Consider the following 13,523-nt stretch of genomic DNA (forward strand, 5'->3'; position numbering starts at 1 on the left):
ATGCTTTGGACAGACTGCTTAACTCGCTTGCGACAAGAGCTCTCTGATAACGTCTTTGCGATGTGGATTCGCCCTTTAGTAGCTGAAGAAGTAGAGGGTATCCTACGTCTATATGCCCCTAATCCTTATTGGACACGTTATATTCAAGAGAATCATTTAGAGTTAATATCTATATTGGCGGAACAATTGTCTGAGGGACGTGTACGTCAGGTTGAAATCTTGGTCGATTCGCGTCCTGGTAGTATTTTGTCTTCTAATGAACAACCAGCAACAACTACAGCTGCTTTACAAAGTGCACCAGTTTCACAACCTACTAAGGTTAAAAGAGAACCAGAACCTGTTGCTAACCCTGCAGTTAGTTCGAAAACTTCAAAAAAGAAACTATTAAACCCACAATTTACTTTTTCGCTATTTGTTGAAGGCCGTTCTAACCAAATGGCAGCGGAAACTTGTAGAAAAGTATTAACACAATTAGGTGCTTCTCAACATAACCCTTTGTTTTTATATGGTCCAACGGGTCTTGGTAAAACTCACTTAATGCAAGCGGTTGGTAATGCTTTACTGCAAGCTAAGCCGAATGCGAGAGTCATGTATATGACTTCGGAAAGTTTTGTACAAGATTTTGTGAGTTCATTACAAAAAGGAAAGGTTGAAGAGTTTAAGAAAAATTGTCGTTCTTTAGATTTGTTATTAGTGGATGATATTCACCTTTTGGCTGGTAAAGAAGCTAGTCTTGTTGAATTCTTTTATACATTTAACGCCTTACTTGATGAATCTAAACAAATTATTTTAACGTCTGATCGATATCCTAAAGAATTAACAGAACTTGATCCACGATTGGTTTCTCGTTTTTCTTGGGGACTGTCAGTAGGTGTTGAACCACCAGATATTGAAACACGAATCGAAATTCTACTTAAAAAAGCTGAGAATAGTGGCGTTGATTTGCCTAGAAACTGCGCATTATTTATTGCACAACAAGTGGTAGCAAACGTACGTGAACTTGAAGGTGCTCTTAATAAAGTTGTCGCAATTTCACGTTTTAAAGGTGCTCCAATCGACCTTGATGTTGTGCGAGAGTCTTTAAAAGATGTATTGGCAATCCGTGCTCGTACAATCAGTGTGGAAAATATCCAGCGTGTAGTGAGTGAATATTTCCGTATTCCTCTAAAAGAACTGGTAGGTCCAAAACGGACACGAATTTATGCTCGACCACGCCAATTGGCAATGGGGCTTGCCCGTGAGTTGACTGGTGATAGTTTTCCGGAAATTGGAATGGCTTTTGGTGGGCGAGACCATAGTACCGTGATGCATGCTTGTGAAAAAGTGGTCAGTTTGCGGGAAGAAGATCCTATCTTTGACGAAGATTATAAGAATTTACTACGTCTTCTTCAGAGTTAATGAAATCATAAGACGTTGTTGCAAAGTCTCCATAAGTGCAGCATAGTACACAGCTAAAAAATGAAATGTTTGCTCCAAGTTGCTAGAGGAATGAATCGTGCGTTTGAAAATCGCTAAAGAAAGTTTACTCAATGTTTTATCGCATGTTGTCGGTGCGGTAGAACGTCGTCATACCTTGAATATTCTTTCAAACGTCAAAATTCAGACTAATGGTCAAGCACTCACCATTACTGGTTCGGATTTAGAAGTTGAACTGGTGGCGAGCACTGCTTTATCAGAAGGGGCGTGTCTTGAAGCAGGTGAAACGACTGTTCCTGCTCGTAAGTTAATGGACATTTGTAAATCTTTGCCTACCGCTGCATTGATTGATTTACAAATTACTGAAGATCAAAGATGTATTTTAAAGTCTGGTAATAGCCGTTTTGTATTAGGTACTTTACCAGCAGAAGATTACCCGTTGTTAAATACTGAGAATAGCCAAGGTACGCAAGTACAGGTGACTCAACGTGAACTAAAGCGTTTATTTGAAAAAACTGCTTTTGCAATGGCTGTACAAGATGTACGTTTTTATTTAACTGGTACTTTGTTAGAAATTGATGAAAATCAATTGCGTGCAGTCACAACTGATGGCCACCGTCTTGCCCTTTGTGAAATTTTGGCCTCTTCTAGTTCGTCTCAATTAGTACAAGCAATTGTGCCTCGTAAAGCTGTTGGTGAACTACAACGCTTACTTAGTATTGAAGATGAGCAACTCACTTTGCTTATTGGTCGTGAATTATTAAATGTAACGATTAATACGCCAAGCCGTGATAAAGAACAAGGTGATATTACAGTTCGTTTTACGACAAAATTGATTGATGGGAAATTCCCAGACTACCGCCGTGTGATTCCACGTGGTGGCGATAAACATGTTTTGATTGGTCATGACGTATTTAAACAATCATTACAACGTGTCGCAATTTTAAGTAATGAGAAATTACGTGGTGTGTTCTTAAACTTTAATCAGGATTCTTTACAGCTTCGTGCAAATAACCCTGAACAAGATGAAGCGATTGAGGATTTAGCAATCCAATATCAAAATACGCCATTAGAAATGTCATTTAATGCTCAATATTTACTTGATGTGTTGGGTGTATTAGATGGCGATGATGTAAATATGAGCATGACTGAAGCGAACCAGTCAGTATTAGTACAAGATCCTGCTCATCCTGACCAGACTTATGTTGTTATGCCGATGCGTGTCTAAACTGGTTTAATTCTATGCATCTTACGCGCTTAAACATAGAACGCGTGCGTAATTTAAAAACGGTTGCACTCCATGGTTTGCAACCGTTTAATGTTTTTTATGGCGCTAACGGTTCGGGTAAAACATCAATTTTGGAAGCGATCCATTTACTTGCAACAGGTCGCTCATTCCGTACACATATCCCAAAAAACTATATTCAATATGAGGCTGACGACGCGATTGTGTTTGCTCAGTCAGCAACTGAAAAAATTGGTATGCAGAAACTCGCTTCTGGCGAGCAGTTGATGAAAGTGAATGGAGATACAGTTGCAACCCAAGGTCAACTCGCCAAATTACTCCCTTTACAACATATTGATCCACAAAGTACAGATATTATTGACCATGGTGCTAAGCCAAGACGTCAGCTTTTAGATTGGCTAATGTTCCACGTGGAACCTGAGTTTTATTTTGCTTGGCAGTATTACTCTCGAGCTTTAAAACAGCGAAATACTTTACTCAAAACAAGACGCAATCTTTCTTTGGCTGACTTAGAGCCGTGGAACAAAATGTTGAGTAATTATGGTGAAATTTTACACTCACAGCGTTTAAGTATCGTAGAACAATGGAACGTATATTTCCAAAATGATTTAAGACAGTTACTACCTGATTTAGAGATTGAGCTGGAATATAGCCCCGGTTTTCATACAGAGCAGGGGCTCATGCAAGACTTGCTGAATCAGCATCAAAAAGACATTGAAAGACGTTATACAGAGTATGGTCCACATCGGGCAGATTTGCGCTTAAAAACACCTTTTGGACACGCCGATGATGTTTTATCAAGAGGTCAGAAAAAACTCCTGATTATTGCCTTAAAACTGTCACAAATTGCAATGTTGCATGCGAGTAATAAGGAAACTGTGGTATTATTAGATGATCTGACAGCAGAATTAGACTTAACCGCACAACAACGTTTAATTGAACGATTAAGCCAACTTGGTAGCCAGGTTTTTATGACAACTTTAGATCATGCATCGGTAAAAAAACATTTACATGATCTGTCTATTTCATATCAATTATTCAGTGTTGAATCCGGTCAAGTTAGTCTTGCTTCACCATAATTTTTTGATGTTAACCATCTTTGAATAAACCTATATTTGCTAGGGAGAAACCATGAGTTCAGAGTCTCAATCAGCCTCTCAAACAGAACAAACCAATGAAAAGGCTTATGATTCCTCTAGTATTAAAGTATTACGTGGATTAGATGCAGTTCGTAAACGTCCGGGCATGTATATTGGGGATACAGACGACGGTACCGGTTTACACCATATGGTATTCGAGGTTGTCGATAACGCAATCGATGAAGCCTTAGCGGGTCACTGTGACGAAATTATTGTCACGATTCACGAAGATGAATCGGTGAGTGTTTCAGATAATGGCCGTGGTATTCCAACTGATATTCACCCTGAAGAAGGTGTATCTGCAGCAGAAGTTATTCTTACCATTCTGCATGCAGGCGGTAAGTTTGATGATAACAGCTATAAAGTTTCAGGTGGTTTGCACGGTGTAGGTGTATCAGTCGTAAACGCACTGTCTAGTAAATTACATTTAATTATTAATCGTGCTGGCCAAATTCATGAACAAGAATACCATCATGGTGATCCGCAATATCCATTACGTGTGATTGGTGAAACGGATAACACAGGTACGATTGTACGCTTCTGGCCAAGTGCAGAAACTTTTAGTCAAACCATTTTTAACGTTGAAATTTTAGCGCGCCGCTTACGTGAACTTTCTTTCTTAAATGCTGGTGTACGTATCGTTTTACGTGATGAGCGTATTAATCTTGAACATGTTTATGACTATGAAGGTGGTTTATCTGAGTTTGTTAAATACATTAACGAAGGTAAAAATCATCTGAACGAAATTTTCCATTTCACGGCTGATGCAGATAACGGCATTGCTGTAGAAGTTGCATTGCAGTGGAATGATAGTTATCAAGAAAATGTTCGTTGTTTTACAAACAACATTCCACAAAAAGATGGTGGTACACACTTAGCAGGTTTCCGTGCGGCATTAACGCGTGGCTTAAACCAATATCTTGAAAATGAAAACATTCTCAAGAAAGAAAAAGTGAATGTGACTGGTGATGATGCGCGTGAAGGTTTAACTGCTATTATTTCGGTTAAAGTTCCTGATCCAAAATTCTCTTCTCAAACGAAAGAAAAATTGGTGTCTAGTGAGGTAAAACCAGCAGTAGAGCAAGCAATGAACAAAGAGTTCTCTGCTTACTTACTAGAAAACCCGCAAGCTGCAAAATCAATTGCTGGTAAGATTATTGACGCTGCTCGTGCACGTGATGCTGCGCGTAAAGCGCGTGAAATGACACGTCGTAAGAGTGCATTAGATATTGCAGGCTTGCCAGGTAAATTGGCTGACTGTCAGGAAAAAGATCCGGCACTTTCTGAATTATATCTTGTCGAGGGTGATTCTGCGGGTGGTAGTGCCAAGCAAGGTCGTAACCGTAAAATGCAAGCTATTTTACCTTTGAAAGGTAAAATCTTGAACGTTGAACGTGCCCGCTTTGACAAAATGATTTCGAGTCAGGAAGTCGGTACATTAATTACAGCACTTGGCTGTGGTATTGGCCGTGAAGAATATAACCCTGACAAGCTTCGTTACCATAAAATTATTATTATGACCGATGCCGACGTCGATGGTTCGCACATCCGTACATTGTTATTAACGTTCTTCTTCCGTCAAATGCCGGAGCTGGTTGAACGTGGTCATATCTATATTGCACAGCCACCTTTGTATAAGCTCAAAAAGGGTAAGCAAGAGCAATATATTAAAGATAATGATGCCTTGGAAACTTATTTAATTTCAAATGCAATTGATGAGCTTGCTTTGCATATTAGTGCAGAAGCACCTGCAATTACAGGCGAAGCATTAGCAAAAGTGATCCAAGACTATCAAGTTTCACAAAAGAGTTTACAACGTTTAACGTTGCGTTATCCAGCAAGCTTACTTGATGCATTACTTGAAGTAGATGCCTTTAAAGCTGATCAGAACCATGACCAGGCTTATGTACAGCAATGGGCAGATCAAGTACGCGAAGCTGTACAAAGACTACAGCCAAGTTTGCGTCCTGAAATTACGCTTGAAACCTTTGAACGTGAAAATGCTCAAGGCGAGAAAACAGCGCATTATTGGCCACGTGTGACGGTATATGTCCATAACTTGCCACATGCTTACTTGCTTGATGCTGGTTTATTAAACTCAGCAGAATATGCACGTTTATTGAAGAACTCTAAGAGTTGGTTCAATTTAATTGAAGATGGTGCATATTTACAGAAGGGTGATCGTCGTATTCAAGTGGCTAACTTCCATCAGGTATGGCAGCACATTCTGCAAGATTCGCGCCGTGGAATGATGATCCAGCGCTATAAAGGTCTGGGTGAGATGAATGCTGAACAGCTTTGGGAAACCACAATGGACCCTGAAAACCGTAATATGTTACAGGTGACTATTGATGATGCAATCGAAGCCGATCGTATGTTCTCATGCTTAATGGGTGATGACGTTGAACCACGTCGTGCCTTCATTGAAGAAAATGCATTAAATGCAGATATTGATGCTTAATTGATAGCTAGATTCTAAATCAGTCTAAGGAGAGAAGATGATGAGTCAAAAGTTTATAGCAAGTATGCTGATTTCATGTGCAGCTTTAGTGAGTCATTCTGCATTTGCAGCTGACTTGGAAGCTGACATGAAAACTTTAGCAAAGAGCACAAAAGCCTTTGCTGAAGCGAAAGATCTCAATAACGCAAAACAGCAGCTTGTGATTATGCGTCAGACTGCATTATCTTCAAAAAAATCTTTACCTCATAAGTTAGAAGGTTTACCGCCGGAAAATGTACAGGTAAAGCAATATCAAGCGGGTTTAGATCAGTTGGTTGCTGAAATTGATCGCGTTACTGTATTGGTTGATAAAGGTCAATTAGACCAAGCCAAAACTGAAGCAATAAATCTGGTTAATATTCGTAATGAAAACCATAAAAAATTTAGATAGATTCATTTTGATCTAAATAAAATAAAGGGAATAATTGATTCATTCCCTTTATTTTTTTGGTTTATTTGAGTGGATTAACTTGAAAAAGATTAATTTTCTACTAAGTCTGTAACTTGAATGAGTGCGTGGCCAAACAAATATCCAGCAGTTAACAAAAGGCAGATCCACAAAATAGCTCCAGCGACATTATAGATTAAAAACTTTCCATAACTCATATTGCTAGAGCCAGCAGCTAATGGTGCAAAAGAGCGTGCAAAAGGAATAAAGCGTGCCAGAAGAATGGTTTTGCCACCGTGTTGTAAGAAATAACGGTTGGTTTTATTTAAATACTCTTTCTTAATAAAACGTGATTTTGCTTCAAAAATACGGTTACCAAAATGACGTCCAATAGAGTAGTTCACAATATAGCCTAGGGTGGCAGCTATGGTAAGCAAAGTAATCATATAACCCAGATGCATCATTTCAATTACTGAGCAAAGTGCCCCTACAGTTAGAAGTAAACTATCTCCTGGTAAAAAGAACATAAAAACAAAAGCTGTCTCAGAAAAAATGATCAAAAAGAGTATGGCATAGACCCATGCGCCATACTCCTGAATTAAAATAGGTAAAAAATGTTCAAAATTAGTAATAAAATCAATAAAATTCATTCAGTTTGTCTGATCCCGAATTAAATACCTACTCAAGAAGGGTAAAAACGAAGTTACAGAATTTAGTTAAATTATCTGTATATGGCAACCCTTAAGATGTAGCTTAAGTTTTATATGTTATCAAATTTGAATCTATCTCAAAAATTTAACAGCTGAATGAAATATTATTAGAAGTCATTCAAATTTTTATATAGTAGTGCAAATAAAGCTCTAATTTGAACTAAAAGCCAGTACTGGTACTTAAAAATACCAGTACTGGTAAGAACTTAGTTTTCGAAAGAAGCTTCCATTTCCTCAAGTTCCATCATGAGTTCTAAAAGTTGCTCTTCATGTTGTTCAAGCTTCGCCTTCAACTCAGTCTGTTCATTCATCAGCTTAAGCAAATCATCTTTACGATTCGCTTCATATAATGAGCTATCTGCTAAAGCTTCTTCAATTTCAGCAAGTCGCGGTTGAAGTTTTTCAATTTGTGACTCAACTTTTTCAATATTTTTACGAATAGGACGAGTCTGTTCGCGACGGCGTGCGGCTTCCTTACGCTGTGCTTCTTTATCAACTTTAGTTGGAGCAGGGGCAGCAGCAGATGAGTTATTTGCTGCTATAGCAGTCTGAGCATTGATCTGCTGCTGACGCGCTTCACGTAGCCATTTAGCATAATCCTGCAAATCACCTTCAAATTCGGTACATTTGCCGCCGTGTACTAAAAGAAGCTCATCACACACACTGGCAATAAGTTGACGTTCGTGGGAAACCAGAACAACAGCACCTTCAAAATCTTGTAAAGCCATGCTCAGTGCATGACGCATATCAAGATCTAAATGGTTTGTTGGCTCATCGAGAATTAAAACATTTGGACGCTGCCATACAATCAGTGCTAGGGCCAAACGAGCGCGCTCACCGCCAGAAAAGCTTTCACATGGTGTATCCATGCGTTCACCACTAAACCCGAAACTCCCCAGAAATGAACGTAAAGTGGCTTCACTAATTTGTTTATCTGCCAAACGGGCAAGTTGAAGCATCGGGCTGGCATGGCCGTCTAAAGCATCCATTTGGTGCTGTGCAAAGTAACCAATATTAAGTAACTCTGAAGCTTTACGTTCACCTGCTAGAAGTGGTAAATCACCGACCAAGCTCTTAATCAAAGTTGATTTACCTGCGCCGTTCATACCAAGTAAACCAATACGCGAATTTGGTGTAATTTGTAATCTGATTTTTTCAGCAATTAGCTTTTCGCCATAACCTATGCTGGCATTGTCTAACGTCAGCAACGGTGAACTCATTTTGGTCGGTTCACGAAAACTAAAAGTAAACGGTGTATCTACATGAGCAGGTGCGAGTTGCTGCATACGCTCAAGTTGTTTTATACGACTTTGTGCCTGACGAGCTTTAGTTGCTTTTGCTTTGAAACGGTCAATAAATTTTTGTAGGTGAGCACGTGTTTCTTGTTGCTTTTCAAAAGCTTGTTGTTGTTGTGCTAAACGTTCACTTCGAGTTGTTTCAAATGTGGAGTAATTACCGGTGTAAAGCGTGAGTTCCTGATTCTCAATATGGAGAATATGGTCTGTAATTGCATCTAAAAAGTCGCGGTCATGCGAAATGAGGATGAGGGTACCTTCATAGGCTTTAAGCCAGTCTTCTAACCACAAAATTGCGTCTAAATCTAAGTGGTTTGTTGGTTCATCTAGTAAAAGTAGATCAGAACGACTCATTAATGTACGCGCTAAGTTTAAGCGCATACGCCATCCACCAGAAAAGCTAGCAACATTTAAACGTAATTGATGTTCTAAAAAACCTAAGCCAGCCATAAGCTGGGCAGCTTTAGATGGTGCTGAATAACCGTGAATTTCATCAAAGCGGCCATGTAGTTTAGCCAAGTCTGAATCTGTGAGTTGATCTGGATGAGCAAGCTTATTTTGAATATCCCAATATTCTTCATCACCAGAAAGAACAAAATCGATGGCAGGCATGTCTAGAGCTTTAACTTCTTGTGCCATATGCGCCACTGTCCAGACCGAAGGGCGAGTAAGAGTACCTTCATCTGCGCCTAAACTGCCTAGTAATGCTGCAAATAATGTTGATTTACCTGCACCATTGACCCCAGTCAGACCAATCTTCCAACCTGGGTGTAATTGCATAGACGCTTTTTGAAAGAGAACACGTCCACCGCGGCGTAAAGAAACTTGGTCAAATTGAATCATCTTGTCTTATCGAGGTGAGTTAGGGATGCTGTATTTTAAAGAGAACTGAACCTGAAAACAAAACTTTCAGAGTTTTAGTTTCTAAATGTTGAGATTGCATGGCTTAACCTATCTTTATTAAAGCTATTCGTCTGAAAATATCTAAATTTTTAACGAGATAGACCACATTCTAAAAAATATGGCTAAAATAAAAACAATTTAAAACTTGGTTGATAAATGAACTCCTAATAAAACTAGACTAAGGAAAGTCAAATGAAAAAAGGATTGGGGATAATTGGTGCAGTATTTTGCTGTGCTATGGGAACAGCACATGCTGGGCAAAATGTATGTGTATTCGATTTATTGGGAAAATCAGGTGAATCCTACAAAATGATGGAAGAGTGGGCACTGGCAGCGAAAAGTTGGCAGGCCGACATTACTTTAATTCCATTTCAAGACGAAGCTTTGGTAGATCGTAGACTGCGTGAGGGCAAATGTGACGCAGCTTATATGACCTCAATGCGAGCGCGAAATTACAATAAATTTGCAGGTTCGATTGATGCTATTGGTGGGGTGACAAGTAATGCAATTGCTCAAAAGGCAATTAGTTACGTTTTAGACCAACGTAATAAACATCGTATGGTAACTGCACAAAATGGAACAAACTACGAGGTGGTGGGGATTGTCCAGATTGGTTTGGCTTACTTGTTTGTAAGAGATAAAAGCCTCAACTCAATTGAAAAAGTACGCGGTACTAAATTTGCTATTTTACAATATGACGCAGCCCAAAAAATTATGGTGGAAAGTGTAGGTGCGCATCCTATCCCATCAGAAATTACAGATTTTGTGAAAAAATTTAATAATGGCCAAGTCGATACCATTGCCGCTCCTGCTTATGCTTATAAACCATTAGAAATAGGCAAAGGTATTGGAACAAATGGGGCAATGTTTACTTTTCCCGTAGTCAACGTTACAGGGGACTTAATTGCAAGAAGTGATAGGTTTCCAGCCAATTTTGGAATGAAGTCTCGTGACTGGTTCATTAAGCAATTACCGCAAAATTTTACGATGGTGAAACGGTTGGAAGCTGGAGTACCCTCTAAAATTAAAATCAATTTTTCAGTTGAAGATAAACTGAAATATCAAAAAATATTACGAGAAGGTCGCCTTGGCCTTACAAAGCAAGGAGTATATGACGCAACCATGATGAGTGTACTAAAACGTGCACGATGTACCATTGAACGAACAAATTTTGAATGTACGCTCAATGGTGAGTAGTTTGTTTTTAAATCACAAAATCGCTACACATATTTCAAAGCTGAATATGGGTATGAAAATTGTGAATATAAAAAGTAACTTACGGAAAATTAGTAGTTTTTAATTTTGATAAATAATTTAAATAGCACAAACAATGATCCAATGAGATAAAAATATTTGAGTAAAAGCTCTATTTTTTTCTAAAAAACATGATTAATATCTGTGTTTGAAAGGAAACTTCAAACAAAAAATCTGTTCCGTGGAAGGATGAAGAAAATGAAAAAAATCGTACTTGCTATGGCTGCCGCTTCTGTTGTTGGTTTTTCTGCTTCAGCGCAAGCAGCGAGTACCGTGTGTGTATTCGACCTCTTAGGAAAAGCAGGCGACTCATATAAAATGATGGAAGAATGGGCTCTAGCTGCAAAAGGCTGGGGTACTGAAATTAACTTGGTTCCTCGTCAGGACGAGGCTGTTGCAGATAATGATTTCAAAGCTGGTAAATGTGATGCGGTAGCAATGACTGCTATGCGCGCACGCCAATATAACAAATTCGCAGGATCAATCGACTCGCTTGGTGGTGTTCCTAATAACCAAATCGCGCAACGTGCTATTACTTATGTATTAGATGCACGTAATGCTGCCAAAATGACAACTAACCTTGGTGGTAAAAAATACGAAGTTGCTGGTATCTCTCCGCTAGGTTCAGCATTCATTTTCGTACGTGACAAAAACATCAACTCTGTTGAAAAAGCTGCGGGTAAAAAATTCGCCGTGTTAGGCTATGACGATGCACAAAAAATTATGGTGCAGCGTGTAGGTGCTCAGGCGGTTCTTTCTGATATTTCAAACTTTGCTGCTAAATTTAACAATGGTCAGGTAGATATGGTAGGTGCGCCTGCTTATGCATACAAACCATTAGAATTAAACAAAGGTTTGGGTGCAAATGGTGTAATGTGGAACTTCCCAGTATTGCATGTAACTGCTGACCTAGTATTACGTGCTGATAAATTCCCTGCTGGCTTTGGCCAAAAGTCTCGTGACTGGTTCGTGAAACAATTACCTAAAAACTTTGCAATGATTAACCGTTTAGAAGCGCAAATTCCAGGTAAATATAAAATGAACCTAAGTGCTGAAGACAAACTTAAGTATCAAAAAATGTTACGTGATGGCCGTATGGACTTAACTAAACGTGGTATTTACGATGCTGGTATGATGTCTGTATTGAAAAAAGCACGTTGTTCTGTAGACAAAGCTAACTTTGAATGTTCAATGCCTGGTGAATAATTCATATTGATCTTAAAAGCCTAGACTTAGTTCTAGGCTTTTTTGCTTTATATAGGCTGTCAATTCAGCCATTGTGGTGAATTGAAAAGTCGCTAATCTAATTTGAAGATAAAACTTCATCTGGATATATGAAGGTATAAAAACTGAACAAGGATGTGAGTGATCAAAGAAGTACTATCGATATTTAAATATCTATTTTTCTTTAATTGAGCTCATATAAACAGAATTGCTCGTAAAAATATCTTAATCGCAAATTTTAGATGAAGCATATCTCATGAGAATCATGCCGACCAGCGTGAAATTTCTTGATGCTAAAAACAAAAAATCTACAAGGAAAGGAAAAGAATATGCGATTTTCCAAAACGCTTTTACTTGCGATGGGACTCACAACAATTTCATTTGCAGCCGAAGCCAAACAAACTATTTGTGTTTTTGACTTCGTTGGTAAAAATGGTGACGTCTATGCACTCATGAAAGATTATCAGCTTGCAGCGAAAAACTGGGGAGCTGATATCGAACTCAAAGTAAATCAAAACGAAGCAGTGATTGCTGAAGATTTTAAAGCTGGTAAATGTGATGGCATTAGCGTATCGGGTATGCGTGGGCGTCAATTCAACTCATTTACAGGTTCATTAGATGCTATTGGTGCGATTCCCGATCTCAAACTTGCTGTTAAAGTCATGCAAGGTTTGGCGAGTCCAACCTTTAGTAAATATATGGTGAATGGGCGCTATGAAGTCGTTGGTGTTATTCCGGTAGGGGACGCTTACCTTTTAGTAAAGGACCGTAGTATTAATACAGTGGCGAAAGCTGCGGGTAAAAAAATTGCTGTACTAGATTACGATGAAGCGCAAAAAATTATGGTTCAGCAGGTAGGGGCACAGGCTGTGAGTGCTGATGTGACTAACTTTGGAGCTAAATTTAATAATCATCAGGTTGATATTATTGGTGCGCCAGCAGCGGCGTTTAAACCTTTAGAACTACAAAAAGGCTTAGGCACGAAAGGAGCAATCGTTAACTATCCAATCTTACAGGTGACTGGAAATATTATTATTCGTCCAGATAAATTCCCAGCTGGATTTGGTCAGAAATCTAGAGAATGGGTGGCAGGCCAGTTACCACGTGCCTTTACTATCTTAGGAAAAATGAAAGCTGATATTCCGCAAAAATACTGGATGGATGTACCTGCTGCCGATAAACCGGGCTATCAAAAGCTTATGCGTGAATCACGAATTAACCTTACAAAGCGCGGCGTTTATGATAAACGGATGATGAAACTATTATGGCAATTCCGTTGTAAACAAGATGCGAAAAACTTCGAATGTGGCTTACAAGATGAGAATTACAAATAATCTTGATAAAAATACTCAAGATTCGCTTTAAACTTCGAAGACAGACCCTATATTGATTATGCTATACTCAATATAGGGTCTTTTTTATTTTGAAAGGCACAGCAAAATCCGAGG

The 13,523-nt window shown here is 38.8% G+C and carries 10 protein-coding genes; 8 read left to right on the forward strand and 2 right to left on the reverse strand.

The window, feature by feature from the left end:
• From dnaA to cybC, 5 genes are all read left to right on the forward strand, one after another.
• Positions 1–1,398: a chromosomal replication initiator protein DnaA gene (gene dnaA / locus ABLC00_RS00005; protein WP_002051932.1), complete on the forward strand. Its 1,398-nt coding sequence runs from the start codon at positions 1–3 to the stop codon at positions 1,396–1,398.
• Positions 1,399–1,495: 97 nt separating this feature from the next.
• Positions 1,496–2,644 carry a DNA polymerase III subunit beta gene (dnaN, locus tag ABLC00_RS00010; RefSeq protein ID WP_002051938.1) on the forward strand — a complete coding sequence of 383 codons (1,149 nt, stop codon included), beginning with the start codon at positions 1,496–1,498 and terminating at the stop codon, positions 2,642–2,644.
• A 14-nt stretch (positions 2,645–2,658) separates the two neighbouring features.
• Entirely contained in the window at positions 2,659–3,741 is a 1,083-nt protein-coding gene (gene recF, locus ABLC00_RS00015; RefSeq protein ID WP_006581468.1) for a DNA replication/repair protein RecF, read from the forward strand.
• A 52-nt stretch (positions 3,742–3,793) separates the two neighbouring features.
• Positions 3,794–6,262, forward strand: a complete 2,469-nt coding sequence (gene gyrB / locus ABLC00_RS00020; protein ID WP_002051923.1) for a DNA topoisomerase (ATP-hydrolyzing) subunit B — start codon at positions 3,794–3,796, stop codon at positions 6,260–6,262.
• A gap of 37 nt (positions 6,263–6,299) precedes the next feature.
• A complete protein-coding gene (cybC, locus tag ABLC00_RS00025; RefSeq protein WP_033847058.1) occupies positions 6,300–6,692 on the forward strand; it encodes a cytochrome b562 in 393 nt (130 codons plus the stop codon).
• A gap of 89 nt (positions 6,693–6,781) precedes the next feature.
• On the opposite strand, the gene ABLC00_RS00030 is transcribed toward cybC, so the two are convergent.
• Positions 6,782–7,339 carry a VTT domain-containing protein gene (locus ABLC00_RS00030; RefSeq protein WP_004711274.1) on the reverse strand — a complete coding sequence of 186 codons (558 nt, stop codon included), beginning with the start codon at positions 7,337–7,339 and terminating at the stop codon, positions 6,782–6,784.
• A gap of 266 nt (positions 7,340–7,605) precedes the next feature.
• The gene (locus tag ABLC00_RS00035) at positions 7,606–9,537 is read right to left on the reverse strand and encodes an ATP-binding cassette domain-containing protein (protein WP_004882605.1); all 1,932 of its coding nucleotides are present in this window, start codon (positions 9,535–9,537) and stop codon (positions 7,606–7,608) included.
• 252 nt (positions 9,538–9,789) lie between these two features.
• Here ABLC00_RS00035 and ABLC00_RS00040 point away from each other — a divergent pair, with 252 nt between their 5' ends.
• The 3 genes from ABLC00_RS00040 (at position 9,790) to ABLC00_RS00050 (ending at position 13,409) form a co-directional block, all read left to right on the forward strand.
• A complete protein-coding gene (locus tag ABLC00_RS00040) occupies positions 9,790–10,794 on the forward strand; it encodes a putative solute-binding protein (protein WP_033847059.1) in 1,005 nt (334 codons plus the stop codon).
• A 255-nt stretch (positions 10,795–11,049) separates the two neighbouring features.
• Positions 11,050–12,057: a putative solute-binding protein gene (locus ABLC00_RS00045; RefSeq protein ID WP_002051905.1), complete on the forward strand. Its 1,008-nt coding sequence runs from the start codon at positions 11,050–11,052 to the stop codon at positions 12,055–12,057.
• A 347-nt stretch (positions 12,058–12,404) separates the two neighbouring features.
• The gene (locus ABLC00_RS00050) at positions 12,405–13,409 is read left to right on the forward strand and encodes a putative solute-binding protein (RefSeq protein WP_348941235.1); all 1,005 of its coding nucleotides are present in this window, start codon (positions 12,405–12,407) and stop codon (positions 13,407–13,409) included.
• Positions 13,410–13,523: the final 114 nt, after the last annotated feature.

The organism is Acinetobacter nosocomialis (genome assembly GCF_041021905.1).
Taxonomy (GTDB): domain Bacteria; phylum Pseudomonadota; class Gammaproteobacteria; order Pseudomonadales; family Moraxellaceae; genus Acinetobacter; species Acinetobacter nosocomialis.